This is a genomic window from Sphingorhabdus rigui (genome assembly GCF_014196595.1).
In the GTDB taxonomy this organism is placed as follows: Bacteria; Pseudomonadota; Alphaproteobacteria; order Sphingomonadales; family Sphingomonadaceae; genus Sphingorhabdus_B; species Sphingorhabdus_B rigui.
This window is the reverse complement of record NZ_JACIEA010000001.1, coordinates 720,585-745,611: the sequence shown is the minus strand read 5'-3', so window position 1 is coordinate 745,611 and position 25,027 is coordinate 720,585. Positions and strand designations below refer to the sequence as shown.

At 56.9% G+C, this 25,027-nt stretch carries 22 protein-coding genes and 1 tRNA gene; 14 read left to right on the top strand and 9 right to left on the bottom strand.

What is annotated here, in order from left to right; genetic code table 11:
- Positions 1–64 precede the first annotated feature (64 nt).
- Both GGR91_RS03400 and GGR91_RS03395 read right to left on the bottom strand, forming a co-directional pair.
- Positions 65–2,581, bottom strand: a complete 2,517-nt coding sequence (locus tag GGR91_RS03400) for a penicillin-binding protein 1A (protein WP_183940047.1) — start codon at positions 2,579–2,581, stop codon at positions 65–67.
- 82 nt (positions 2,582–2,663) lie between these two features.
- Positions 2,664–3,638, bottom strand: a complete 975-nt coding sequence (locus GGR91_RS03395; protein ID WP_407698386.1) for an N-acetylmuramoyl-L-alanine amidase family protein — start codon at positions 3,636–3,638, stop codon at positions 2,664–2,666.
- A gap of 483 nt (positions 3,639–4,121) precedes the next feature.
- Here GGR91_RS03395 and GGR91_RS03390 point away from each other — a divergent pair, with 483 nt between their 5' ends.
- The 3 genes from GGR91_RS03390 (at position 4,122) to GGR91_RS03380 (ending at position 9,088) form a co-directional block, all read left to right on the top strand.
- A complete protein-coding gene (locus GGR91_RS03390; RefSeq protein ID WP_183940045.1) occupies positions 4,122–6,761 on the top strand; it encodes an Rne/Rng family ribonuclease in 2,640 nt (879 codons plus the stop codon).
- Positions 6,762–6,868: 107 nt separating this feature from the next.
- Positions 6,869–8,236: a M48 family metalloprotease gene (locus GGR91_RS03385; protein WP_183940043.1), complete on the top strand. Its 1,368-nt coding sequence runs from the start codon at positions 6,869–6,871 to the stop codon at positions 8,234–8,236.
- Between the two features lie 42 nt (positions 8,237–8,278).
- Positions 8,279–9,088: a DsbA family protein gene (locus tag GGR91_RS03380; protein WP_183940041.1), complete on the top strand. Its 810-nt coding sequence runs from the start codon at positions 8,279–8,281 to the stop codon at positions 9,086–9,088.
- On the opposite strand, the gene GGR91_RS03375 is transcribed toward GGR91_RS03380, so the two are convergent.
- Positions 9,085–9,771 (bottom strand): RlmE family RNA methyltransferase, encoded by a 687-nt coding sequence (locus GGR91_RS03375; RefSeq protein WP_183940039.1) that lies wholly within the window; start codon positions 9,769–9,771, stop codon positions 9,085–9,087. The two genes, GGR91_RS03380 and GGR91_RS03375, sit on opposite strands and share 4 nt — an antisense overlap.
- Before the next feature lie 2 nt (positions 9,772–9,773).
- Positions 9,774–10,958, bottom strand: coding sequence for a Ppx/GppA phosphatase family protein (locus GGR91_RS03370; protein WP_183940037.1), 1,185 nt, complete (start codon positions 10,956–10,958; stop codon positions 9,774–9,776).
- A 168-nt stretch (positions 10,959–11,126) separates the two neighbouring features.
- Here GGR91_RS03370 and GGR91_RS03365 point away from each other — a divergent pair.
- From GGR91_RS03365 to GGR91_RS03345, 5 genes are all read left to right on the top strand, one after another.
- A tRNA-Gln gene (locus GGR91_RS03365) sits at positions 11,127–11,200 on the top strand.
- 154 nt (positions 11,201–11,354) lie between these two features.
- On the top strand, positions 11,355–12,275 hold the full coding sequence (locus GGR91_RS03360) for an aminotransferase class IV (protein WP_183940035.1): 921 nt from the start codon (positions 11,355–11,357) through the stop codon (positions 12,273–12,275).
- Between the two features lie 14 nt (positions 12,276–12,289).
- A complete protein-coding gene (locus GGR91_RS03355) occupies positions 12,290–13,003 on the top strand; it encodes a sulfotransferase-like domain-containing protein (protein ID WP_183940033.1) in 714 nt (237 codons plus the stop codon).
- 167 nt (positions 13,004–13,170) lie between these two features.
- Positions 13,171–14,166 (top strand): glutathione S-transferase N-terminal domain-containing protein, encoded by a 996-nt coding sequence (locus GGR91_RS03350; RefSeq protein WP_183940031.1) that lies wholly within the window; start codon positions 13,171–13,173, stop codon positions 14,164–14,166.
- On the top strand, positions 14,163–15,956 hold the full coding sequence (locus tag GGR91_RS03345) for an arylsulfatase (protein WP_183940029.1): 1,794 nt from the start codon (positions 14,163–14,165) through the stop codon (positions 15,954–15,956). Before GGR91_RS03350 ends, GGR91_RS03345 begins: the two co-directional genes overlap by 4 nt.
- A gap of 15 nt (positions 15,957–15,971) precedes the next feature.
- On the opposite strand, the gene GGR91_RS03340 is transcribed toward GGR91_RS03345, so the two are convergent.
- The 4 genes from GGR91_RS03340 to GGR91_RS03325 are packed head-to-tail and all read right to left on the bottom strand — an operon-like array spanning position 15,972 to position 19,355.
- Positions 15,972–16,868, bottom strand: coding sequence for a haloalkane dehalogenase (locus tag GGR91_RS03340; protein ID WP_183940027.1), 897 nt, complete (start codon positions 16,866–16,868; stop codon positions 15,972–15,974).
- Between the two features lie 2 nt (positions 16,869–16,870).
- Positions 16,871–17,761: a haloalkane dehalogenase gene (locus tag GGR91_RS03335; RefSeq protein ID WP_183940025.1), complete on the bottom strand. Its 891-nt coding sequence runs from the start codon at positions 17,759–17,761 to the stop codon at positions 16,871–16,873.
- A 59-nt stretch (positions 17,762–17,820) separates the two neighbouring features.
- Positions 17,821–18,738, bottom strand: coding sequence for a formylglycine-generating enzyme family protein (locus GGR91_RS03330; RefSeq protein ID WP_221204211.1), 918 nt, complete (start codon positions 18,736–18,738; stop codon positions 17,821–17,823).
- Entirely contained in the window at positions 18,735–19,355 is a 621-nt protein-coding gene (locus GGR91_RS03325; RefSeq protein WP_246337034.1) for a TetR/AcrR family transcriptional regulator, read from the bottom strand. Before GGR91_RS03325 ends, GGR91_RS03330 begins: the two co-directional genes overlap by 4 nt.
- A gap of 141 nt (positions 19,356–19,496) precedes the next feature.
- Between GGR91_RS03325 and GGR91_RS03320 the strand changes: the two genes are divergently transcribed.
- The 4 genes from GGR91_RS03320 to GGR91_RS03305 are packed head-to-tail and all read left to right on the top strand — an operon-like array spanning position 19,497 to position 22,464.
- Entirely contained in the window at positions 19,497–19,748 is a 252-nt protein-coding gene (locus GGR91_RS03320; RefSeq protein WP_183940023.1) for a hypothetical protein, read from the top strand.
- A 3-nt stretch (positions 19,749–19,751) separates the two neighbouring features.
- Positions 19,752–20,384 (top strand): hypothetical protein, encoded by a 633-nt coding sequence (locus tag GGR91_RS03315; protein WP_183940021.1) that lies wholly within the window; start codon positions 19,752–19,754, stop codon positions 20,382–20,384.
- Complete coding sequence (locus tag GGR91_RS03310) at positions 20,381–20,839, top strand: hypothetical protein (protein ID WP_183940019.1); 459 nt, start codon at positions 20,381–20,383, stop codon at positions 20,837–20,839. Before GGR91_RS03315 ends, GGR91_RS03310 begins: the two co-directional genes overlap by 4 nt.
- Complete coding sequence (locus GGR91_RS03305) at positions 20,836–22,464, top strand: sulfatase-like hydrolase/transferase (RefSeq protein WP_183940017.1); 1,629 nt, start codon at positions 20,836–20,838, stop codon at positions 22,462–22,464. Before GGR91_RS03310 ends, GGR91_RS03305 begins: the two co-directional genes overlap by 4 nt.
- A 24-nt stretch (positions 22,465–22,488) precedes the next feature.
- On the opposite strand, the gene GGR91_RS03300 is transcribed toward GGR91_RS03305, so the two are convergent.
- Positions 22,489–23,391, bottom strand: coding sequence for a LysR family transcriptional regulator (locus tag GGR91_RS03300; RefSeq protein ID WP_183940015.1), 903 nt, complete (start codon positions 23,389–23,391; stop codon positions 22,489–22,491).
- 90 nt (positions 23,392–23,481) lie between these two features.
- Here GGR91_RS03300 and GGR91_RS03295 point away from each other — a divergent pair, with 90 nt between their 5' ends.
- Together GGR91_RS03295 and GGR91_RS03290 are read left to right on the top strand one after the other, a co-directional pair.
- Complete coding sequence (locus GGR91_RS03295; protein ID WP_221204210.1) at positions 23,482–24,417, top strand: sterol desaturase family protein; 936 nt, start codon at positions 23,482–23,484, stop codon at positions 24,415–24,417.
- Positions 24,417–24,992 (top strand): hypothetical protein, encoded by a 576-nt coding sequence (locus tag GGR91_RS03290; RefSeq protein ID WP_183940013.1) that lies wholly within the window; start codon positions 24,417–24,419, stop codon positions 24,990–24,992. The genes GGR91_RS03295 and GGR91_RS03290 overlap by 1 nt, the downstream gene beginning before the upstream one ends.
- Positions 24,993–25,027 lie beyond the last annotated feature (35 nt).

The following is a 25,027-nucleotide window of genomic DNA, read 5'->3' as shown; positions in this document are numbered from 1 at the left end:
GTGGTTACACCTACCAACATGAGGGCCCCAATTTAGGACGACGCGCCCTACATCAGCCGAATAATCAGTATATTCCGCCCTCTTGCTGGATAAACTCCTGATCGCGTTTTGTCCCGACGCTGGTGCTCGCCGATGCCGACGATCGCGTTGCGCTATTGGACTGCACCTCGGATGCTTCCTTGGGCTTGTCTTCGCGCGCAGCTAGCTCCTCTTGGCGAATGGAGCGTTTCGGTTCGGTCTCAGCCTTGAATGCTTCCCAAATCACCGCGCTCATGGGGTCTCTGCCCGGCCAAGCGCCATAGACGCGCTTGCCGGTCTTGCGATCGATACGCACCAACCGGGTTCCCGCGGGCGCGATAAACGGTGTCTTTGGCATGCCGGCCATCGCGGACCGCGCGAATTGTTTGAAGATGGGGGCCGCAAGTGAACTACCCTGCGCATAGCCACCCATATTCCGCGGTTGATCAAAGCCCAAATAGAGCCCTGCAACCAGATGTGGCGATCCGCCAATGAACCATACGTTGGTGGGACCGGTTGTCGTGCCGGTCTTCCCAAACAACGGGCGATCCAGTTCGCGCAATGTGACCGCCGTGCCGCGTTCAATGACGCCTTCAAGCATGTGGACGACTTGATAAGCGGTAATTGGGTCCATGACCTGTTTACCCGCGGCAGCGAAGCGCGGCATTGGCTTGCCGTCCCAATCCTTGGCAAGGCAGCCCTTGCACGGTTTCCACTTGGCAGGGAAAATGACTTTACCTTTACGGTTCTGCGCGAAATCGATGAGCGTCGGTTTCAATTCGCGGCCGTGATTGACCAGCATCGAATAGGCATTGACCATCTTCAGCACGGTCGTGTCACCCGCGCCCAAGGCATAAGAAAGATATTCCGGATAATCGCCGATGCCCATAGCGCGGAAGGTATCGGTCACATTGTCCATACCCGATTCCGCCGCCGCACGCACCGTCATCAGGTTGCGCGATTGCTCCAACCCCCAACGCATTGTTTGCGGCCCTGCGCCATTACCGGTGAAGTTTCGGAAGCATTTTTGGCCAAGCGATGCCCCTTGCCACACGCAATATGGCCCATCGACGATGATCGATGTCGGCGTCATGCCGTTATCCAGCGCCGTCGCATAGACGAATGGCTTGATCGTCGAACCTGGCTGACGTTGCGCCTGTGTTGCGCGATTGAAGCTGGAAATGCGGTTATCAAAACCGCCTTGGATCGCCAAAACGCGGCCATTCATTGGGTTTTGCACCACCATGCCGCCGCCGACTTCTGGAACGCTGCGCACCGCGTAGCTATTCGTACCATTGGGTGCGACAGCAATAACATCGCCAGCTTTCATCGCGGATGGCGCGCCATCTAACTGCGCAATGCTGCCATCGGCAAAACCCACTTTGCCTTTGCCCAAAGCCACACCAGCGCGCCAATTGGCGTAATCAATGGCAATATTGGTCGCTGCAAATCGTGACGCCCATTTGTCGTCCGACACGTCGATCGTGCCCATATTGGCTTTCCACGCTTTGCCGGCGTTATAGCGCAGCAAACCGTCGCGCAGTGCCTGGGTCGCGAGTATCTGATAATCGGCGTTCATCGATGAACGTACCCAAAGACCGCCCGAATAGACGCTATAGGGTCCGTCGGCATCGGTTTCACCAAAGCGCTCAATCAGTTGGCGGCGCACTTCTTCCGCGAAATATCCGCCGACATTTTTATATCCGGTACCGCGCTGTGCAACCAGGCCAAGGGGTTTGGCACGGGCAGAAGCTAATTGTGCGTCGGTGATCCATTCATTCTTGCGCATTTCGCCCAGCACCCAGTTGCGTCGGGCAATGGCAAGCTTCGCATTCTTTGCGCGACCATAACGTTCTGGTGCCTTGGGCAAGATCGCGAGAAAGGCCATTTCATGCAGCTGAAGCTGATCCACGCTTTTGGCGAAATAGGCCTGCGCTGCGGCTTCCACGCCAAACGCCTGCCGACCGAGCGCAATTTCGTTGAGGTACAGCGACAGGATCTGCTGCTTGGTCAGCGCACTTTCAATGCGCTTGGCCAAAATCGCTTCTTTGACCTTACGGGTGTAACTATACTCGTTCGTCAGCAACAGGTTTTTGGCGACCTGTTGCGTGATGGTCGACGCACCGCGCGAGCGCTTGCTGCTGAAGATATTGTCAAAAATCGCCGAAACGATACCGGGATAATCAATACCGCCATGGCTGAAGAATGTCTTATCTTCCGCGGCCAGATAGGCCCGGACCAGTAATTTGGGGAAGTCAGCATATTCCAGCTGAACGCGGCGTTCGCGCGCGTAGCTGTGAAATGGTTCGCCGTTAACGTCGCGCACCACCGTTGGCAGCGGCGATTCATATTCGATCAGCGCTTCGGCATCGGGAAGATTGCGCGCAAAAAGCACCCAAAAGAGCATGAGAAACAGAACAAACGCGCCCACCCCGTAGGTCGCGCGCCGAAACCGTTTGCTTTGCCACCAGACCTGCCACTTGCCGATAAAACCTTCGGCTTCGCGTTTCAGTCTGTAACTGATCGCAGTTGGCTCTTCAGTGGTCGGAGACGAGTTATCCATTATCGGCCCTCTCTAGCCGATTTGCCGGACAGGTCCAGAATCTTGTTCTGCATCATGACACGATTTTTACCGCACTGGCAGGTTATCGGGTCGCGATCCTGCGTGCAAAGTGGACCTGAATGGCATTTGCCACTGCCCGGGCAACTTTTTGACGTCCGGTTGATGATGCCAAAAAGCTGACATCGGATGCATTGCTCAGATAACCTGTTTCGAACAAAACCGACGGCGTATCTGGTGCATTGAGCACAATAAACGACGCAAAGCGGTGCGAATTTCCACGTATACGCATGTTTGGCGTTGCCTCACGCAGCAACAGCTTTGCGAAATCGGCAGACACATTCATGGTTTCGCGCTGCGTCAGGTCGATGAGGATTGACGATACATTGGCATCAGCGCCGCCCAGATTAACGCCATTGAGGATGTTCGCCTTGTTTTCACGTGCAGCAAGCCGTTGTGCCTCGCGATCGGACGCAATTTCGGACAGCGTATAGACGGTGCCGCCGCGGGCTTGCGGATTTTCGGCGCTGTCCGCGTGAATAGAAATGAACAGGTCGGCATTCAGCTTGCGTGCGATCTGGTACCTGTCCTGCAGCACGATAAATTTATCGGCGTCCCGCGTTAACGCGACGCGGACACGGCCGCTTTTGAGCATTTCATCACGCACCGCCTTGGCAATCGCCAATGTGACCTCTTTTTCCCGCTGCCCACCATGTGGACTGATCGCGCCCGGGTCATGCCCCCCATGCCCTGCGTCAATGACAACAAGTGGTAAGCTTGCATCCGCAGGGCCGCTTATTTTCGGCAAGCCTTTGCCGACGTTGGTGCGAATGGGTGCGGTAACTTCATAGCGCCGCTGTGGTGGCTCAGAACGAAATGCCAATGGCCGCAGGATTTGGGTTTTTCGATGCCCTACTGCCCCCTGCACCGAAATGTGCTCAATGGCTGCGCCAATCGCGGGTGACGCGAAAACCGGTAAGGCGGCGAAAAGCGCAGCAGCGAACATATAGTGCTTATGGGTTCGAGCCGTTGTCTTCGTCCAGAAAATTTTTTCGTCCACGCCCCAGCTCCGCCTACCTGATTAGTGGATTGTAAGCCGCGGGCGCGTAAACGCTGGTGTCCAGAAGGGGTTAATGGCGCATTAAGGCTAAAAACCCGCTTTTCCATCCATAATAGCAAGCTATTTCGCGCGATGCCCTTGCCGACAACCTGCTGGAGTGCTAGCGAATAGCTACAGGGAATTTCATCTGATCTTCCCGCCAATCCGCCTTCGGTTCTTTTCCGCTCGGCACATTAACAGGTTGACGCTGCATGAGGCATGATATTTCCACCAACGCCGCCCGCACAGGGACTGGCGCATGGGCTGGAAATCAAGCGCGCGCGATACACGCCCGCCATGCACAAGCAGCAGACGCAATTCTTACATTCCCACCATATCGCTTTGCCGACAGGAACGCTGTGCGTTCGGTCTGGCAATGCATCAACAATAAAGCGAGCGGCCTTTGGCTGACAACCGGGCGCCATGCTCGCTGGAGTAATATCAATGACAACGCGTATGCTAATCGATGCGCGGCACCGGGAGGAAACCCGGGTCGCCGTCGTCACAGGAAACCAGATTGAGGAATTCGATTTTGAATCGGCCGAGCACAAGCAGCTCAAAGGCAATATCTACCTCGCAAAAGTAACAAGAGTTGAACCTTCGCTTCAGGCGGCGTTCGTAGACTATGGTGGCAACCGCCACGGCTTTTTGGCGTTTGCCGAAATCCACCCTGATTATTACCAAATTCCGCGCGAAGACCGCGAGCGTTTGTTGGCTGAAGAAGCCGAAGCCGCCGCTGAAGAAGCGGCGCTGCGTGAGCAGGAAGAGGAAGAAAGCGACGAGCCTTCGGACATTATGCAGGGTTCTGCAGAGCGCGAAGACGACGTCACTGACTTAATTGAAGTCGATAGCGACGACAGCGTCGACACCATCGACATGACCGAGGGCGAAGAGCCCGACCTTGGCAGCAATGGCGACGATGCGTCAGACGAAGGCGAAGGCGAACGCGGCGAAAATGGCCGTAACAACCGCCGTCGCCGTGGACGTGGTGGACGCAATGGCGAAACCCGCGCACCAAAGGCCAGCGACGAAGTCCGTGCAAAGCGCATGAACCTGCGTCGCCGCTACAAAATTCAGGACGTCATTCATCGCCGTCAGGTTTTGCTGGTTCAGGTTGTGAAGGAAGAGCGCGGCAACAAGGGCGCTGCTCTTACCACCTATCTCAGCCTTGCCGGCCGTTATTGCGTTCTGATGCCAAATACGTCGCATGGCGGCGGCATTAGCCGTAAAATCCACAGCGCGGCTGACCGTAAGCGTTTGAAGTCGATTATTTCGGACCTGACGTTGCCATCCACCATGGGGTGCATCATCCGCACCGCTGGTCTTGCCCGCACGAAGCCTGAAATCAAGCGCGACTTTGATTATCTCGCCCGCCTTTGGGACGAAATTCGTGAGCGTACGCTTGGTGGTGCAGCACCGATGCTGATCCACACCGACAGCGACCTCATCAAGCGTGCCATCCGTGACATATACAATAAGGACATTGACGAAGTCTTCGTCGAGGGGCCTGACGGATATAAAGCCGCCAAGGACTTCATGAAGCTGCTGATGCCAAGCCACGCGAAACGCGTGCAGCATTATGCAGACCCGGTTCCGCTGTTCCAGCGTTACCATGTCGAAGACCAGCTGAACGCAATGTATCAGCCCATCGTGCAGTTGAAGTCAGGTGGCTATATCGTCATCAACCCGACCGAAGCATTGGTATCGATCGACATCAACTCAGGCCGTTCAACCAAAGAACATGGCATTGAGCAAACCGCGCTTTCCACCAATTTGGAAGCTGCACGCGAGATTGCCCGTCAATTGCGCCTGCGCGACATGGCTGGCCTTGTCGTCATCGACTTCATCGACATGGAGCATCATTCGAACGCCCGCAAAGTCGAGCGCGCGATGAAGGAAGCATTGAAACACGACCGGGCCCGTATTCAGGTTGGCCGTATTTCCAGCTTTGGCTTGATGGAAATGAGCCGTCAGCGTTTGCGTACCGGCGTGCTCGAAGCGTCCACCCGCGAATGTCCGCATTGTGAAGGCACTGGCCTTGTCCGCACGGCATCGTCTGCTGCGTTGTCAGCCCTGCGCCTCATCGAAGATGAAGCAGCCAAGGGTCATGGCAGCCAGATCGTTCTGCAGGCGAGCCAGGAAGCCACAATCTACTGCCTCAACAACAAGCGTGCCGAACTGGCCGCGATTGAAGAGCGCTATCACGTCCGCGTGTTGATTGTGCCCAATGGCGAAACCGAGGGTGCAAAGCTTGCCGTATCAAGCTCAGGACCACGTCCAGAGCGCCCAGCCACGTTGCCACCGATTATCGACATCGAAGAAGATGATATCGAAGACGAAATCGACGATTTCGACGATGAAGTCGAAGCGGAAGAGGTTGAGCGCGAACCACGCCGTGCGCGTGAAGAGCGTCCACGCGAAGAAGGCGAAGGTGGTGAAGGCCGCAAGCGTAAACGTCGTCGTGGACGTCGTGGTGGCAAGGGCCGTGATCGCGATGGCCGTCCGGAAGGCGAAGATGCTGTTGCTGGTGAAAACGACGCTGCAGATCGTCCAGAAGGCGAAAGCAACGCTGAAACAGTCCAGGCGGACGGCGACGTCGAAGGCGAAACCAAGCCAAAGGCCCGTCGTGGTCGTCGTGGCGGCAGAGGCCGTGATCGCGACCGTGAAACGGCTGTAGGCGAGGCAACAGCCGAAGCACCAGTTGTAGCTGAAGCGGAAGTTGCTGAAGCGCCTGTCGAAGCACCGGCAAAGCCAAAGCGCGCAAGCCGAGCGAAGCCAAAGGCTGAAAAAGTTGTTGTTGAAGCCGATGCATCGGAAGCGAAAGCAACTGAAGTCCCAAGCGCGGCCGAAGAAGCCCCTGCTGCCAAAGCGAAGGCACCCGCAAAGCCACGCAGCCGTGCAAAAGCACCGGTAGCTGAAGCCGTAGCCGACGAAACGGCGGAGGCACCAAAGGCCAAAGCCAAGGCGCCGCGCAAGAAAGCAGCTGCCAAAGATGTTGCACAGGATGTAACATCAACAACCGAAGCTGGTGGAACCGACGATGGCCCGCCACGTTCAGGTTGGTGGCAACGCACGTTCGGTTAAACCCGATTCATTGTGTACACAAAGCCCCGCTGGTCATTGACTGGCGGGGTTTTGTTTTGCCCAACTTCTTCATTGCGCGTTCATCCAGTTCGCGCCATTCACTGCATATGAACAATTCTGTATTTCGTGCCCTGCGAACAGCATTGGTGCTGTTTCTTGCCATATGGATATCGGCGCGCCCGGTTATGGCGCAGTCCATTTTGCGCGATGCCGAAACCGAAGCTTTTTTCAAAGAAATTTCCGCGCCGTTGATTACCGCGGCCGGGCTTGACCCGAACAATGTCGACATCATCCTGATCAATGACAAATCTATCAACGCATTCGTCGCGGGCGGCCAAGCGGTCTATCTGCATAGCGGATTGATTGACGCCGCAACGACCGCAAATGAAGTACAAGGCGTGATTGCGCATGAGCTTGGCCACGTCGCCGGCGGCCACGCCGTGCGCTATGACGAAGGTACTTCGGTCGCAAGCGGCATCAGCATTGCCAGCCTCATCCTTGCCGCTGCGGCCATGGCGGCTGGCGCGGGCGAAGCTGGCATGGGTATATTATCCGCGGGCCAGCAAGCCGCGATGGGCAAGTTCCTTGCCTATAGCCGTGGGCAAGAAGGCACAGCCGATGCGTCGGGCGCGCAATATCTTTCCACCGCAGGCATTTCGGGCCGTGGCTCCATCAGCTTCTTCAAAAAGCTGCAGAATTTCGAATTCCGCCTCGGCATCCCGCAAGAGGATAGCTATGGTCGCACCCACCCCTTGTCGGGCGAACGTATTTCGGTGCTGCAGGACAAATATTCCGCCGATCCGGCTTGGGATGCACCGCTAAATCCAAAGTGGGAGAGTGATTTCAAACGGATCAAGGCAAAGCTGACGGGTTATCTGTCTGACCCGACGGCAACGATGCGCGATTATCCCGAAAACGACCAAAGCGTTCCTGCCCGCTATGCGCGTGCCTATGCGTGGCATAAGTCTGCCTATCCGCAAAAGGCGCTGGATGAATCTTCATCACTCGTCGCATCGGCGCCCGACGATCCCTATTTCCTTGAATTGCATGGGCAAATTTTGCTCGAATCCGGCCGTCCAGCCGACGCAATCATACCGTTACGCAAAGCGGTAAACCTGACGGGCAATCAGCCGCTGATCGCCGCCATATTCGGGCATGCGTTGATTGCCACCGAGGACAAGACAAAGCTCGATGAGGCGGCTCAGGTACTGAAGGCCGCAGTCACCAAAGATAATCAAAATCCTTTTGCCTGGTACCAATTGGGCGTCGTTTACGAACAAAAGGGCGATAGCGCGCGCGCGGCCCTCGCCAGTGCGGAGCGTTACTTGATGGAAGGCGCGCCGCAATTGGCGTTGCCTAACGCACAGACCGCAATGGCTGGCCTACCCGAATATTCACCCGATTGGATACGCGCTCAGGACATCAACATGGTTGCCGAAGCAAAGCTTGCGCAGATGAAAAAGCGGAAGCGCTGAATTGGCTGGCCACTGGGTGCGGCGGGGGCTAATCGGGCCGCTATGAACAACCAAATAAAGACGCGCACGCCGCTTATCCTCATTCTGTCCGCTACACTTTTGCTAGCAGCCATCAGCGCTTATCTGTTTTGGCCAAAAGATAGCATGTCCGTGCAAGAACCAGCAGGCATTGCATCAGAGGAGGCCGCCAAGGCTGCCGCAGCCGCGGGCATGAACGCCGACGACCGCAAAGCGACCGAGGCGATTGTACGCGCATATATATTGGAAAATCCGGAGATTATTACAGAAGCCATTGGCGTATTGCAAAAGCGTGAGGCAACCAAGCGCCTCACCGCCGCGGGCGGCAAGCTGACCGAGCCCTTCCCCGGGGCGGAGTTCGGAAACCCCAATGGTGATGTCACGCTCGTCGAGTTCACCGATTATAATTGCGGATTTTGCCGCTCCAGCGTTGCAGATGTGCAGAAGCTTATCGATAGCGACAGCAATATCCGTGTTGTCATCCGCGAGGTACCGATCCTCAGCGCGACCAGCCGCGATGCGGCCTTATGGGCACTCGCAGCCGCCAAGCAAGGCAAGCATAAGGCATTTCATGACGCGATGTTCAGCGGTGGACGCCCTGATGCCCAAAGCATCCGTGCGGCCGCTTCAAAAGCAGGGATGAACCTGGCCGCTGCCGAAAAATTTGCGCGCTCGCGTGAAGCGATTGCCGAGGTCGAAAGCAACATTGCGATCATGCAGCAAGTCGGCTTTGGCGGCACCCCGACCTTCATTATCGGCGACCAGATATTGGAAGGCGCGGTTGGCCTAGATGCCCTGAAAGCCGCGGTCGCGAAAGCGCGTAAAGCCGCTTAAGCTTTCTTTCCCTGCGCGATCACATACCATTCCACCGATCCTTTGCGGCTTGCCGGCGGCTTGGCATGTTTGACCGTGGTGAAGTTGTTTTTCAATATGCTTAGCATCACCGGGTCGGTTCCCCCGGCAAACACTTTCGCGACAAAATCACCGCCGGGCTGCAGGACCTGAATAGCAAAATCGACGGCCGCTTCGACCAGACCCATTGTGCGTAAATGGTCGGTCTGTTTATGACCGACGGTGTTGGCCGCCATATCTGACAAGATGAGGTCCGGCGCGCAGCCGAGTTCGGCAATCAGCCTATCCGGCGCGCTGTCGTGCATGAAATCCATTTCGAGCAGCACCACGCCTTCGAGCGGGTCGACCGGCAACAGATCGATACCCACAATGGCTGCCTTTGGCTGTTGCCTGCGCACCACTTGTGCCCAACCGCCCGGCGCGACGCCCAAATCCACCACGGCTTTCTTGCCGCGCAATATGTGAAACTTCTCGTCCAACTCGACCAGCTTATACGCCGCGCGGCTGCGATAGCCCTCGCCATGCGCGCGCTTTACATATGGGTCGTTCAACTGCCGCTCAAGCCAGCGGGTTGAGCCAGCGGTGCGCCGCTTGGCCGTCTTGACCTTCTGTTTACCAGCCAGTGTCCGGCCGGAATCTTTACCACCAAATAAATTGTCTGCCATTTTCAGTTCCGTCGATTTCTACGCTTGGCGTCGCTGGCCATCAGCGCACGCAAAATGCCCTCGCGAATTCCGCGATCCGCAACGCCCAGCCGCTCACCGGGCCATATATCAAAAATAGCCTCAAGGATGGCGCAGCCGGCAACGACCAAGTCAGCGCGCTCATGCCCAATGGTCGGGAATTCAGCACGCCCCTCTATAGTGCGGCCGGCAAGCTCGCGGCTAATCTCGCGCATCGCGGCGGTCGGCAAATGCAGCCCATCGACAGCGCGGCGGTCATAGCTGTTCAGTTTCAGATAGACGCTGGCAAGCGTGGTCACTGTTCCCGACGTCCCTAAAAGCCTGCGGTCCCCGCCATCCTCCGGCAAACGTGCCGCGAACTCGGCAAAGCTTGCCATCACCTTTGCGCGCATCGATGCGTAAATAGCGTTTAGCTGCTCAGGCGTCTCCGCCTCGGCCCGTTCACTTTCCGTCAACGAAACCACGCCCCATGGAACGCTCACCCAGTCCAATATTTCGGGCACAAGGCCACTTGTCGACACCAGCACAAGCTCAGTTGATCCGCCGCCAATATCGAATATCAGCGCTGGGCCGTCCCCCTGTTCAAGCAAGGCATGGCATCCCATGACGGCAAGGCGCGCCTCTTCCTTTGGGCTGATGATGTCGAGATGAATACCTGTCTCGCGCTTGACGCGCTCAATGAACTGCGCGCCATTGACGGCCTGACGGCATGCCTCGGTCGCAACCGACCTCGCCAGAACGACATTACGTTTTTTCAACTTCTCGGCGCATACCGAAAGTGCCTCAACCGCGCGGTCCATGGCCTCATCGCTCATCCGGCCCGTCGCAGTAAGCCCCTCGCCCAGCCGGACGACCCGCGAAAATGCATCGACGACGGTGAAATCATCTCCGCCAGCCCGCGCGATTAACAAACGACAGTTGTTTGTTCCAAGATCAAGCGCAGCATATGCTGTCCGATCAAGCCAGTTACGCCGCAAAGCCGCGTTATCGGCAGGAACAAAGCCCTTAGCGGGTTTCGGAGACGGGCTGGATGTGTGTGCACGCGCTGCGCCCTCAGCCGAAGCTTGCTGCAGTTTTGCAGCCTTGGGTGCCGCATTCTTGCGACGGGGCGGTTTTTTACGTTTACGCCCGCGTCCCTGTTGCGGCGATGGCGCGACATTCTCGCCCATAGCCGTACACTCACTTCTTATTTTCTATCCGGGCAGATGTGCTGCCGGTACCTGACGCCTCGATAGGCGCTGCACGTTAAAAATTCAACATTTTTGAATATCGGCGCAACCGGCGAAATTCAGCGGCTTGACCCTGCTCGGGCACCAGCATATAGGCGCGCCTTCTGTTCCCCGGTCGTCTAACGGTAAGACTACGGACTCTGACTCCGTCTATTGAGGTTCGAATCCTTACCGGGGAACCAACCGCACGCGTAATCAAGATGTCCCTTGGTTCCGTTTCGTTTCCGCCAAATGTCAAACGCATGTTGAAGCTGCGGTTCTCTGCGAAGCTTTACGAGATGGACGTTGCGCGTTCCTATTTGACGCGCGCGCCCGGCCAACGTTACGGTCAACAACATGGCACTTGGAACTCATGATTTCGTCTCTGATTCGCGCAATGACGCGATCCTCATCAACGTTAATGGTCAGCTTACGCCCCGTGCGCAGGCTATGGTCTCTGTCTTTGACAGCGGCTTCATGCTGGGTGACGGGGTGTGGGAGGGAATCCGCGTTCACGCAGGGCGCATGGCCTTTTTGGACCAGCATCTTGACCGTTTGTGGGAAGGCGCAAAGGCAATTGCCATGGACATCGGTATTTCCCGCGCGGAAATGAAGGAACGCCTCTATGCGACCATCGACGCGAACCAGATGGACAAATGCCATATCCGGCTGATGGTCACACGTGGCATCCGTTCAACGCCGTACCAAGATCCACGTGTGGTCGTCTCACCCGCGACCATTGTCATTATTGCCGAATATAAAGACCCGCTTCCCGCAACGGTTGATCGCGGCCTGTCACTGTTTACCGTCCACGTCCGTCGCGGTGATCCGGCGGTGCAGGATCCCAAGCTTAATTCGCATAGCAAGCTCAATTGCATCACCGCGTGTATTCAGGCGGCGCAAGCGGGCGCAGATGAAGCCTTGATGCTCGACCCGCACGGCTTTGTCGCCACATGCAATTCCACGCATTTCTTTATCGTCCGAAAGGGCGAGGTGTGGACCTCAACCGGTGATTATTGCCTCGCCGGAATCACGCGCGCCAACGTCATTCGCCTGTGCCGGGAGAATGATATTCCTGTGTTCGAACGCAACTTCTCAATGACCGATGTCTATGGTGCCGATGAAGCTTTTGTCACCGGAACCTTTGCCGGGGTTGTTCCCGCGCACACCATCGATGGGCGTGTCTTGACCGATGGAAAGGGGCCAGTCGTTGAGCGTCTGCAAAATCTCTACCGCGCCTTCATCGAACGCGATATTGCGGGCCAGAGCCGACCTTGACGCAGCGGATATGCATGTGGTCGGGACCACGAAATATCTCGACGGCGATGATGCGCAGCTTTTCGTCGCGCGCGGATTGCGCGGTCAGTGACGAACCCTTTTACGGCTGTTTCCTTGCACATAGCGGGGAGCCGCACCCCATGGCAGCAGAAGTCATCGCAGATATGGATTGCGACTGGTCCAGCGTAGCCGCCCGCCTTTCCGGCCCCGCACCGGGGGGTGCGCCCTTATGGTATCAAAAGCAGATGACCCACCATATGGTCGGCCCAATCCAACCCGATGATTTGACCAACTGCCGCCACGCCTTTCTGGTTCGCGAGCCTGCGTATATGGTGGCCAGCTACCGCGTTAAGCGAGAAAGCGTGAACGTCGAAGATCTTGGTTACGCAACCCAGCGTGCGTTCTTTGATCGTATCGCCGACCGGACCGGCCATGCCCCACCGGTCGTCGACAGCGCGGACATTCTTAAAAATCCCGCAAAGACGCTAGCTTTGCTATGTGATGCGCTCAACATCGCATGGGATCCCGCCATGTTGTCATGGCCCGCTGGTATCCATCCAGATGACGGCATTTGGGCAAGCCATTGGTATGACGCGGTTGCGGCCAGCACGGGATTCCAAAAACCAGATATACGGCCGCTCAACCTCGATGATGAAGCCCGCGCCGTCGCGGATGCCTGCATGGCCGACTATGAACATCTGGCCCAACACCGCATTGTTGCACCTTGATTTTTGACCGCGCGCGTCTTGCAACGGCAACAGCAGCGCACGCAGCGGCGGAACAATCTGATCATTCATCCACATGCTGTCAGCGTCTCGGCCCATATATTGACATTGATAATGTCAATATAGCCCATTACACATAATGCCGGACGATGACGGAAGGAACGACTGCCATGTATATAATCAACGGCGCACTCGGGTCGCCCTATTCGATGAAGATGCGCGCGCTTATGCGGTATCGGCGCATCCCGCATCTGTGGGTACACGGCGCAGATTCGCGCGATGCACTCAGCAAGGTCAAGGCCCCTGTCATTCCCGTGATGGAATATCCCGATGGGACATTTCACAATGATTCAACGCCGTTGATCTATGATCTGGAGGCGCGGCATTCCGAACGTTCGGTCATCCCGCCCGATCCAGCGCACGCCTTTATCGCGCATTTGATTGAGGATTTCGCCGATGAGTGGGTAACAAAGGCGATGTTCGGGTATCGCTGGCTGGAGGAGGTCGACCAGATCCAGATGAGCCGCTGGCTCGCGTTTGACGCGATGAAGGGCGGCGGGCTGGCGACGAGTCAGGGCTATGCCGAACAGTTCCGCGCGCGCCAGGTCGGCCGCATGGCGATTGTCGGCTGCGCCGCCGAAAACTTCCCGTTGATCGAGGCGTCAACCCGCGCGATTCTGGGTGCGCTGGAAACGCATGTGGTGGATCAACATTGCCTGTTCGGTACGCGTCCAAGCATGGCGGAGTTCGGGATGTACGGCCAATTGTCACAGCTTGGCGTTGACCCCACGGCGCAGGCGATGATGCGCAAAGATTTCCCTTACAGCTTCCGCTGGCTGCTCCATATTGACGATATGTCGGGAATAACGGGCAAATGGGATACGGCGGATGCGCCCTTTGCGCCAATTATCACCGCTTGGTTGCAACAGGTGGGCGAAATCTACATGCCCTTCCTGCTCGCCAACGCCGCGGCAATTGCGGCAGGCGAAGATAGTTTCCACATCACCGCAATGGGCCTGCCCTATACGCAGGGTGTTTTCAAATATCAGGTGAAGTGCCTCGCCGATTTGCGCGCGCGTTATGCCGCGTTGGATGCACATGCGCGGGCGCGCATTGATCCGCTGCTCGCGCAGACGGGCTGCCTTGAGGCTTTGCTAAGCCAATGAAGCTGAAAGGACCGGCAACCCTATTGACGGCGCTGGCGTTGCTTAGCCCGGCCACGCTTGGCGCACAGTCTGCGCCCGCAAAAGCCCCCAATATCGTCATCCTATTAGCCGATGATTGGGGCTTTAGTGATGTCGGGGCCTTCGGCGGAGAGATTGCGACGCCCAATATCGACGCGCTTGCCGCCAAGGGCGTGCGTTTTTCGAACTTCCATGTGGCAGGGTCCTGCTCCCCAACGCGCGCGATGCTGCAAACCGGCGTGATCAACCACCGCGCGGGTCTGGGCAATATGCCAGAGACAATTCCGCCGGAACATCTCGGCAAACCGGGTTATGAGGCGCATCTGAACAACCGCGTCGTGACCATTGCGGACCAGCTGCGCGCGGGGGGCTATCGCACCTATCTGACCGGAAAATGGCATCTGGGCCACACGCCCGATACTTTGCCGACGGCACGCGGCTATGACCACGCGCTCGCGCTGGCGCAATCGGGCGCCGACAATTTTGAAGATAAGCCCAATCTGCTGATTTATGACAAGACCGAGTGGAGCGACGATGGAAAGCCGGCCAAACTGCCGAAACGCTTTTACTCCTCAACGCTGATTGTCGACAGAATGATCGGCTATATCGACCGCGGCAGGGCGAGCGGAAAACCGTTTCTGGCATCCGTCAATTTTATCGCGAACCATATTCCGGTGCAGGCACGCGATGCGGACATTGCGGCTTATGCCGGGCGCTATAATGCTGGCTGGACCACGCTACGCAAAGAGCGCCGCGCCGCAGCGATTGCCAAAGGCGTGATGCCCGCGGACGTTGCGATGGTGACCATGGACACCAGTGGTGATTGGTCGAAATTATCGGCAGAGCAAAAGCGGCAACGTGCGGGTGCAATGGCCGCTTATGCTGCCATGGGCACGGCGATGGACCGCGAAATCGGCCGATTAGTTGCGCATCTGAAGGCCATCGGTGCATATGAAAACACCATCTTCGTGTTTCTGTCGGACAATGGCGCGGAAGCGACTGACCCAATGACCATGGGCGCATTTACGCGCTGGAACGCCAATCACCTTTATGATCAAAGCATCGCCCAACAAGGGCGCCCGGGTTCGCTGACCGCACAAGGTGCGGGATTTGCCAGCGCATCGGTATCGCCGCTGCGTGGTTACAAGTTTACCGCGAACGAAGGAGGCTTGCGTGTTCCGATGATCATCGCCTGGCCCGGCAACCGGGCGATTAAGGGCGGCACCATTACGTCCGGTTTTGCGCACGTGACTGACATGCCGCTGACGTTGCTGAAGCTCGCAGGCGTCGCGCCGCAGCAAGGCAGTTTTTCGGGACGCCGCGTCGAGCCCATGATTGGGATGGACCTGACACCCATGCTCACAGGGGCTGCATCGTCCGTGCATTCGGCGGACACGCCTTTGGGCTATGAATTGTCGGGCAATGCGGTGCTGTTCAAAGGCGATTACAAGCTCGTCAAAAACCTGCCGCCTTATGGCGATGGCCGCTGGCGGCTTTACAACATTACCACCGACCCCGGTGAGACCAACGATATGTCCGGTTCAGACCCGCAACGTTTTGCGGATATGCAATCCGATTACGCCGCCTTTGCCAAGGCAAACAACGTGCTGCCCATGCCGGATGGTTACACCGCGCCCAAACAGATATTCGCAAATGCGCTCCGCACCTTGCTGATACCGCGGCTTATCGCGTTGTGGCCGGTGGGTGCGCTACTATTGATAGCAACAGCGACTTTAGTCTGGTGGCGCAGACGGCGGCGAAGGGCAGCTTAACCGCCGGACCTTCGCCTAGGCCGGGATGAAATTGCGGATCAACGCGACCAGCTGTTCCGGCTGATCTTCCTGACAGAAATGGCTGGCGTCGATCCGGCAATGCGGTTGCCCCTTCGCACCCGGAATACGGCGCTGAATTTCCGTATCGAGATGACCGAGCACCTTGTCCTGATGACCAAAGCAGGTGAGCACCGGTTTGTCGAAACGTTCCAGCTGTGCCCAAGCGGCAGAATTTTCCGCAACCGACAGATGGTCAGGGGTCACAGGCACGAGCACAGGAAACTGGCGCGCGCCGGCCTTGAAATTCTCATCAGGGAACGGCGCATCATATGCGGCGATCTCGGCGCTCGTCAGTGCGCGGTTACAGCCGCCATCAACGATCCGGCCGCTTTTGAATTCGGGCGTGGCCTGGCTGAAGGCGCGCCAGCCATCGAAACCGGGACCAATATTCTCGCCAACGGGCAAATAAGTGTTTGAAATCACCAGCCGCGCAAAACGATCCGGAAAAGCCGCAACCAGCCGCAGTCCGATCAACCCGCCCCAATCCTGACAGAACAACGTGATGTTGTTGAGATCAAGCTGCGTCAGCCAGTCGCTCATCCACGCAACATGGCGTTCATAGCTATAATCGTCGCGGCTGGCCGGCTTGTCAGACTTGCCAAAGCCAATCAAATCGGGTGCCAGCACGCGGTGCCCGGCGGCGGCGAGCGGTGGTATAAATTTGCGGTAGAGATAGGACCAGGTCGGCTCTCCATGCAGCAGCAGGATCGGCGCAGCGTCGCGGGGGCCTTCATCGACATAATGCAACCGCAAGGCTGGCGTGCCCTGCGTTTCAACCTCAACATAATGTGCCGCGAAGGGATAGTCCCGAAGGTCGGCGAAAGCGTTGTCAGGGGTGCGCAAGACCTGCATGACTATCGCACTTTTAGGATGCAGTCGACGAAGCCCTGCGGGTCATTTTCCTGAATGAAATGACCGCCCTTCAACGTGCAATGCGGCTGACCCGCTGTACCGGGAACGCGGCCGATGAACCGGCTCTCGCCACCGCGCGTGACGGGATCGCCGTCGCTGAAACAGCACAGGAATGGCTTGTCCCATTTCTCAAACACTGCCCACGCACGTTTCTGATCGGGGATCGCGACATTATTCTCGAACGGAACGAAGCTCGGGAATATCCGCGCGCCGGCCTTGTAGCTGCTGTCGGGGAACGGCGCGTCATAAGCGGCGATCTCAGCCGCGCTGAGCGCACGCTTTGCCCCGGCGTTGACGATTCTGCCGATGGGGAAAAACGGACTCCATTTGGAAAAAGCGCGCCAGATAGCAAAAGCGCGCGGTGGCGGGCCGCCTTCGGGCAAGCCGCCATTCGACAGCACGACGCTGGCAAAGCGATCCGGCATTTCCGCGACAAGGCGTAGCCCGATCAGCGATCCCCAATCCTGACAGACGAGCGTCATATTGCTCAGACCAACCGCCTCAATCCACTGGCGCATCCAGCCAACATGGCGTGCATAGCTATAGTCGGTTTTTTTCGTGGGCTTGTCCGATTTACCAAAGCCAATCAGATCAGGCGCGACAACGCGAAAGCCGGCCGCGACGACCGGACCGATCATGTGACGGTACAGATAGCTCCAGCTTGGTTCACCATGCATCATCAGCACCACCGGCGCATCGCGGGGGCCTTCGTCGACATAATGCACACGCAATGGCGTGCCGTCCGAGGGATCGGCAATCTCCACATAATTTGGCGCAAAAGGGAAATCGTCGATTGCGGCAAAGGCGCTGTCGGGTGTGCGTAGGACTTTCATGCATTAATCCCTAAAATTGGTGATATTGGCACTTAAAGTGTCATATTATCAATGGCGGGTCAAGACGCTGGCCCAGCCTTCTTCGTATCAACCAGCCGAAACCCGATATGGTCGGTGCCTAATCCGCGTTCCTGAAACTGACGCGCCGCAGGGCGATAGCGCGCGCAATAATTGGCGGCGCAGAGATAGGATCCGCCTTTTATGATGTTAACAGGTTCGCTGGCATCGGCGCGCGAACCGCTGCTGCGCGTCCATTCCCAAACATTGCCGATCATATCATACAGACCGTATCCGTTCGGTTTGAAACAGCCCACCGGCGCGCGACCGATATAGCCGTCGGTATTCAGGTTTTTGACCGGGAAGACGCCTTGATAATAATTCGCTTGCGGCTGGCCCTTTGCATCGACCGGCTCCGGCAAGGCCACCGCACCGCCGCGCGCAGCATATTCCCACTGCGCCTCGCTCGGCAATTCCTTGCCCGCCCATTGTGCATAGGCCTCTGCATCTTGATAGGCGATCTGGACAACGGGTTCATTGTCGCGACCAACGATGGTCTCTTTCGGGCCGGAAGGATGGCGCCATTGCGCCCCCACAACCCAGCGCCACCAACGCGGGTCGTCGTCCGACGGGATATTGAACACAGCAGAACCCGGGACCAGCATTTCGGGCGGCGCACCGGGCAGCTTGGGCGGATCGCGCTCGGACATGGTCTTGTAGCCGGTCGCTTTTACAAAGGCCGCGAATTGGGCGTTGGTCACTTCATAAGCGTCAATCCAGAACCCCTCAACAGCCACAGTCTGCGGCGGACCTTCCTCGGCGTAATGCGGATCGTCCCCCATCACAAAGCTACCGCCCGGAACCCAGACCATTTCATTGTCTGGCAAGCCGGTGCACATTGTTTCGGGCGGCCCAGATGCATCGCCGCAGCCAGACAGCAGCAGCGCTATACCGAGAGCGAACGCGACGCGTTGCATCATTCCTCCGGCATGCCCGACATGGCATCGCTGAGCAAACGCCGCACAACGGCCTTGGCGTCCTCAATAGGCAATTCCTGATCATGCCTTAACAGTCGCCATGTCTGGAAACTCAATATCACATTGAGGCTGCGGGTACCCGCCACATCGGCCTTCACCGACACCGGCAAATGCGCCTCGGTCGTGTCGGATTCGAGCCGCAGCATCCGGCGATAATCCTGCATCAAATAGGGCGATTGGAAGCGTTTGAGACTGGCCGAAATCCGGTAAGGCAGGATGGTTTCGAAAACCACTGCCCGCCGGTCCGCAATGTCGAACAGCTTTTCTTTCCAGCTTGCGCCGCTGGGCGGTTCGAGGATGATCGGCATCACCTGCGCCGCAATCACCTCCCCCATTTCGCGATACAGCTCGTCCATATCGTCAAAATGTCGGAAAACCGAGCGGAGCCCGACGCCCGCGACCTCCGCAACACGCGCGGCGCTAGGTGCGACATCGCCCTCACCGACCAGATCAAGCATGGCTGCAACGATCTTTGAGCGGCTCGACCGGCTGCGTTCCCGCCGACCATCGGCCAGTGGCGCTTCTGCGCGTGATGTCATTTTGTGCGATGCGTTGGTCATGCGAGCATGTTTTGCGGCAAACGGCCGCTGGCGCAAGCGACAAAAGCGATTGCAAATGTATTTTGGCACAATTAATGCCAATAATATTCCGCCGCTTTGTTGGGCGACGAAAAATATCGCTGGGTGAGGAAGAAGGCAAAGATGTCAAAAACCGTTTTCATTTTGGCGGCGTCGGCCCTGCTGCTGTCAACTGCACCGCTGGCGGCGCAAGACAATGTGCGCCAAGCGTGCATGCCCGATATCCGTAAATACTGCTCTGCAGAATTGGCGACTTTCAGCCGCGACAATGTCCGCGCCTGCCTTATCAAGAATATCAAGAAAACATCACCCGCCTGTCAAGAGGCCGCAAAAGCGCGGCGCGATGCCGAGCGCGCCAAGAAAAAGGGTAATTAGGCCATGACAGCATGGATAATCTGGGGAACGGCGTTGATTGCCTATGGGCTATTTCGGCTCTGGTATGACAATTGGTCAGGCCCGCTGAAACCTGTGGAAATTGATGCGTTTCTTGCGCAAATGGCGGGGCGTTTCGAGGGCACTGGAAATAGCCAACAGGTAATGCGCGCATTCCTTGAAGCTGATGACGGCCGCGAGTTTGTCATGCTCAATCTGGTGAAGGCGCAGATGGAGCAAGTTGAGGACCCCAAAACCGGGCAAATGGTCCAAGGCTTCGATCTGCTCAAACGCTATTCGAAACGCTTCATGCCAGTTCTGTTCCGCAATGGCGGCCATCCCGGCATGGTCGGACGCAAGGTTGGCGGATATATTGATGCTTGGAACACCGAGGCGGACCCCGACTGGACGATCTTTGGCCTTATGCGTTACCGAAGCCGCCGCGACATGATAAAGCTGGTTAAGGACCCCGCTTTTATGGAGGGCCATCCCGACAAGCTGCTGGGTACGCTTGCGACATTTTCATTCCCGACACAGCGGGTCGTGTCGTTCTACGCCAGCCCGCGCGTGACGGTTGCGCTCATCTTGGCGCTTGCGGCGGCACTTGCGCATCTGGCCGTCCTGACAGTTACCGGATGAACGCTTTCGTTCCACCCAGTACGAATATCCACTATCGTGGATCCCGTTACTCTGCGTGGTTTTTGGCATTTTATGGCATTGGCTGGATCGTGCCGGGGATGATCCACAGTTTCCTGCCTGATGGTGGCGCAGGCGTCATTGCAGGGCTTGATCTCAGCCATAATCCAACGATGATTTTCGGCATGTTTGCCTGGGCGGGCGCGACGCAGATTGCGCACGGCATCGTCACCCTCTTGGTCGCATTACGCTACCGCGCGCTCGTGCCGCTGTTCCTTTTGGTGTCTCTGATCGAGCGCCTGTTGCTGAGCTGGTCGGGCTGGGTAAAGCATGTGCCCGTCAGCGGCCATCACCCGCCCGAACATTATGCCAGCCTGATTTCGCTGCCCGTAATTCTGCTGTTTCTGTGGCTATCTGTGCGGCGATCACGTCAAACCCAACCGGAGAGCCCAGAATGAAAAAATGGACATGGATCGGAGCATTGGCGCTGTTGATCGGCGCGGGCTATTTGGGTTTTCAACAATATAAAATCTATATTCCCGGTATCATCAGCGAATGGCGCGAACCGATTGGCGAAAACCGTCCCATTGCATGGGCGCAGGGCCCTGCGGTCGCGCCCTCTGGCAAACGTCCGCCCAACGTCATCCTGATTGTTGCCGACGATTTGGGCATGAACGACATTTCTCTGTACGGTGGCGGGGTTGCCGGTGGCGCGGTGCCGACGCCCAATATCGATTCCATTGCCAAACAGGGCGTCAGCTTTGCCAATGGCTATGCCGCCAATGCCACCTGCTCCCCTTCGCGCGCAGCATTGATGACGGGGCGTTATCCGACACGGTTCGGTTTTGAATTTACGTCTATTCCAGCCGCATTTGCCTCAAATCTGGCGCACAATGATGGGAATTCACCCTATCCGACCATCTATCATGAAGAGCTAAACCGCGACCTGCCGGCTTATGCCGATATGGGTGTGCCCAATGCGGAAATCATGTTGCCCGAGATATTGAAAGCAAGAGGCTATCACAATATCCACATCGGCAAATGGCATCTGGGTGAAGCAAAGCCATTGCGGCCAACGTCACAGGGCTTTGACGAAAGCCTGGGCATGCGCGCGGGCGGCGATTTGTTTATGGCCGAAGATGACCCGCAGGTCGTCAATGCAAAGCTGCCATGGGACCCGATCGACCGCTTTTTATGGGCAAACCTGCCGCATGCCGTCTATTGGGGGGACAGTGCGCGCTTCCGCCCCAAAGGCCACCTGACCGACTATTTCACCGACAATGCGCTGGCCGCAATTGACGCGAACAAGAACCGGCCCTTCTTCATGTATCTGGCCTATAATGCGCCCCATACCCCGCTGCAGGCGCTGAAATCGGACTATGACGCGTTACCGCAGATTAAGGACCATACCCAGCGCGTCTATGGCGCAATGATACGTCAGCTTGACCGGCGGATTGGCGACGTGCTGCAAAAATTGAAGGACACCGGGCTCGACAACAATACGCTTGTTATTTTTACCAGCGACAATGGCGGGGCTTGGTATACCGGTATCAAGGATCACAACACGCCCTATCGTGGGTATAAAGGCACCTTCTTCGAAGGTGGCATTCATGTGCCGATGATGATGCGCTGGCCCGGCAAGATTGCGCCGGGGACGGTTCGCAGCGATGTCGCGCAGCATCTTGATATGTTTGCAACCATTGCCGCGGCAACCGGTGCGCGCATCCCTACCGATCGCAAGATGGACAGCTTCAACCTGTTTGGCGCCGGACCGAAACGCGAAGTGACCTTCTGGCGTTCGGGGCATTACCGCGTTGTGCGCGCAGGCGACTGGAAATTGCAGGTTTCCGAACGTCCCAACAAGGTGTGGCTGTTCAACCTCGCCACCGATCCCACCGAGCAAGTCAACTTGGCGGCCAAGGATCCGGCGCGCGTTGCGGAACTGCGCAAGTTGATTGAAGCGCAAAACGCCGGTTTGCCCAAGCCCCTTTGGCCCGGCTTGCTCGAAGCCCCGATCCGGATCGATGTTCCGCTCAACGCGGCATGGAAAAAAGATCAGGAATATGTCTATTGGGCCAACTGATCGCACGGCGATGTTTGCAGAAATTCAGCCTATGCCAGCCTGTGTCGCAAAAGCGTTTTTCAATGCATCCAACACAGGGTCAGCCCCGCCATTTTTGAGCGTGATTGCACTTACGTCATAGCGTGCAGCATAGCTTGGGTGCATCGGCACGACCGTCAGGCCGAGCGCACGCGCGTCCCTATGGGCGAACGAGGCTGGCAATAATGTAATCATGTCGCTGTCGGCGACCAAGGCCAAGCACGAGACAAGACTGAGAACGCGGTAATGCGGGAAACCTGCGTTGCGATATTTTTCTTCTATGTCGGTTGGAATGGCAGAGCGGTAGATTTTCCCATAGCCGGGAATGGCCCATTTATATCGCAGCATCTCATCAATGCTGAAGTCGCGGTGCAACGCGGGATGGTCCTGACGCATAACCGCGACATAGGCCTCATCGATTATCCGACTTATCTGAAACAACCGCTTTTCGGGAATGGCGCTGACGGTCGTTGAGTGGAAAAGTATTAAGTCCGCTTCCCGCTGGCGCAACCGTGCTGCGGCTATGTCGAGAGGCAGGGTTTCCGCCGTCACGCGGATGTTCGGATGCGACTTGTAAAATGCAGCAAGTGCTGGCGCCAATGATGCTTCGATGACCGCAGGGCCCGCAATCAGCCGCAGATGCCGGCTACCCGTTAAGACCTCATCGCCGATTTGATCAGCCAGAGCCAAAAGCTCCTCCGCCCTTTGCGCAAGACGGTTGCCGGCATCGGTGGGGACGACACTGCGCGTGGTCCGGTTGAACAATTCTGCGCCCAGTTCTTGTTCAAGCAGCTGCACCGATTTTGTCAGTGCCGAATGCGTCATGCCAAGCTCGCTGGCGGCGCGACTGAAACTCTTGTGCCGATAAACCGCGACGAACCGGGACAGTCTGTTCAGATTAATATTCATGTTCCAATAATTACATAATATGCATTTATTATTCAATTTTTTATATCGCCAACCAGACTATTCCTTGTATTAATCGCGGGGGAGAATTTTGTGACAGTTACGCAGCTCATCAACCAAAATTGGGTCGTCATATCGCTTGCTGCTTTTGGGCTGGGCATTTTGTTTGAACTGGGTGCCATTCGCTTCCTCAAACGGAAGGGCAACGTCCCGGCAAAAGACTCGTTGCTGTCCATATTTCTTGGGCTTGCAAGTGATCCTGTAAATGCAATATTTGCGTTCATCACCACCGCCGCTTTATTTGCGACAGCGCCCTTTGCGCTTGGTGAAATACCGATCACATGGGGATCGTTCTTATTGTGCTTCGTGCTCGATGATCTGCGATTTTACGTGCACCATCGCATATGCCACCGCGTCCGTTGGGGCTGGGCCATGCATGTGGTCCATCATTCATCCACCAATTTCAACATGCCCATTGCGCTCCGCCAAAGTTGGATGAAGCACTTTACCGGAACGATGATGCTCAAAATTCCGCTGATTTTAATCGGCTTTGATCCGGCATTGGTTGTTTTTTGCGGGATCCTTAACGCAACCTACCAATTTTTCCTCCACACCGAAACGATCGACCGTTTGCCACGGTGGTTTGAATATATTTTCAACACGCCGAGCCATCACCGGGTGCACCATGGCCGCAACCCAGAATATCTGGATGCCAATTTTGCCGGTACTTTGATCATCTGGGATCGCATGTTTGGCACATTCGTCGAGGAAGACCGCGCCGTGCCGGTTGACTATGGCTTGGTCAAAAACCTTGAGACGTTTAATCCATTCACGATCTTAACGCACGAATATGTCGGGATAGTGCAAGATGCGTCGCAGCGCGGGCTGAGCCTGTGGCAGCGCTTTTGTTACATTTTTGCGCCGCCAGGCTGGAGTCATGATGGGTCACGGTTGACGTCCGAAGACATTAAACGGGAGGCTGGTTTGCTCCCTGAAACCACCGCGGCAATAACGCTTACGAACGCCTGATGCCCGCCCATTACGCTTTATCCGACGCCGCCATTGTGTTGGTCACGATTATTGCCGGAAATGCGCTTTGGCGAAGCGGTCGGCATTTGCCGGCATTTGCGATGGCCTGTTTTGGCGTAGCAGCCTTCATCGGCGTGGTGCGTTTTGGGGCTGGTTTGCAAGATCAGCTCGCGGCTGTACATGCCGGTGCGTCTCAATTGTTTGGCCTTGCTGGCGCCGTGGCCATATTATCCGGTTATCTGTTACGCCCCGCGGATAGACACACGATATGGATAATCGCACTCATCCTGTGCGCCGCGACCGCGATCTTTTTGTTCGCGCAACCGCTGCTCGGCCCTGTTTTCCTATTGGCGTTAGTGATCGTATTTCTTGCCTCAATCGTGCGACCCGGCCCGTCGGGGCGGACGTGGCTTGTGCCCGTGGGTTGCGCCGTGATGCTTGCAAATACGTTGTTCATTCGGCGTGCCGCTTGGCTGGATGAGGCTGTGGCGTGGCACATATATCATGTAGTCATTGCGTTAGCTCTCGCCGCACTCGCGAAGGGTTTGATGTCTGCCGAACAGCGCGTGAACTGATCCAAGGGCCAATACTTTTTAGTTCCAAACCTTAG

What these genes read in the sequence shown, in the direction of transcription:
- GGR91_RS03400 (WP_183940047.1), bottom strand. Translation starts at nt 2,581, where the DNA reads ATGGATAACTCGTCTCCGACCACTGAAGAGCCAACTGCGATCAGTTAC.
- GGR91_RS03390 (WP_183940045.1), top strand. Translation starts at nt 4,122, where the DNA reads ATGACAACGCGTATGCTAATCGATGCGCGGCACCGGGAGGAAACCCGG.
- GGR91_RS03385 (WP_183940043.1), top strand. Translation starts at nt 6,869, where the DNA reads ATGAACAATTCTGTATTTCGTGCCCTGCGAACAGCATTGGTGCTGTTT.
- GGR91_RS03380 (WP_183940041.1), top strand. Translation starts at nt 8,279, where the DNA reads ATGAACAACCAAATAAAGACGCGCACGCCGCTTATCCTCATTCTGTCC.
- GGR91_RS03375 (WP_183940039.1), bottom strand. Translation starts at nt 9,771, where the DNA reads ATGGCAGACAATTTATTTGGTGGTAAAGATTCCGGCCGGACACTGGCT.
- GGR91_RS03370 (WP_183940037.1), bottom strand. Translation starts at nt 10,958, where the DNA reads ATGGGCGAGAATGTCGCGCCATCGCCGCAACAGGGACGCGGGCGTAAA.
- GGR91_RS03360 (WP_183940035.1), top strand. Translation starts at nt 11,355, where the DNA reads ATGGCACTTGGAACTCATGATTTCGTCTCTGATTCGCGCAATGACGCG.
- GGR91_RS03355 (WP_183940033.1), top strand. Translation starts at nt 12,290, where the DNA reads ATGTGGTCGGGACCACGAAATATCTCGACGGCGATGATGCGCAGCTTT.
- GGR91_RS03350 (WP_183940031.1), top strand. Translation starts at nt 13,171, where the DNA reads ATGTATATAATCAACGGCGCACTCGGGTCGCCCTATTCGATGAAGATG.
- GGR91_RS03345 (WP_183940029.1), top strand. Translation starts at nt 14,163, where the DNA reads ATGAAGCTGAAAGGACCGGCAACCCTATTGACGGCGCTGGCGTTGCTT.
- GGR91_RS03340 (WP_183940027.1), bottom strand. Translation starts at nt 16,868, where the DNA reads ATGCAGGTCTTGCGCACCCCTGACAACGCTTTCGCCGACCTTCGGGAC.
- GGR91_RS03335 (WP_183940025.1), bottom strand. Translation starts at nt 17,761, where the DNA reads ATGAAAGTCCTACGCACACCCGACAGCGCCTTTGCCGCAATCGACGAT.
- GGR91_RS03330 (WP_221204211.1), bottom strand. Translation starts at nt 18,738, where the DNA reads ATGATGCAACGCGTCGCGTTCGCTCTCGGTATAGCGCTGCTGCTGTCT.
- GGR91_RS03325 (WP_246337034.1), bottom strand. Translation starts at nt 19,355, where the DNA reads ATGACCAACGCATCGCACAAAATGACATCACGCGCAGAAGCGCCACTG.
- GGR91_RS03320 (WP_183940023.1), top strand. Translation starts at nt 19,497, where the DNA reads ATGTCAAAAACCGTTTTCATTTTGGCGGCGTCGGCCCTGCTGCTGTCA.
- GGR91_RS03315 (WP_183940021.1), top strand. Translation starts at nt 19,752, where the DNA reads ATGACAGCATGGATAATCTGGGGAACGGCGTTGATTGCCTATGGGCTA.
- GGR91_RS03310 (WP_183940019.1), top strand. Translation starts at nt 20,381, where the DNA reads ATGAACGCTTTCGTTCCACCCAGTACGAATATCCACTATCGTGGATCC.
- GGR91_RS03305 (WP_183940017.1), top strand. Translation starts at nt 20,836, where the DNA reads ATGAAAAAATGGACATGGATCGGAGCATTGGCGCTGTTGATCGGCGCG.
- GGR91_RS03300 (WP_183940015.1), bottom strand. Translation starts at nt 23,391, where the DNA reads ATGAATATTAATCTGAACAGACTGTCCCGGTTCGTCGCGGTTTATCGG.
- GGR91_RS03290 (WP_183940013.1), top strand. Translation starts at nt 24,417, where the DNA reads ATGCCCGCCCATTACGCTTTATCCGACGCCGCCATTGTGTTGGTCACG.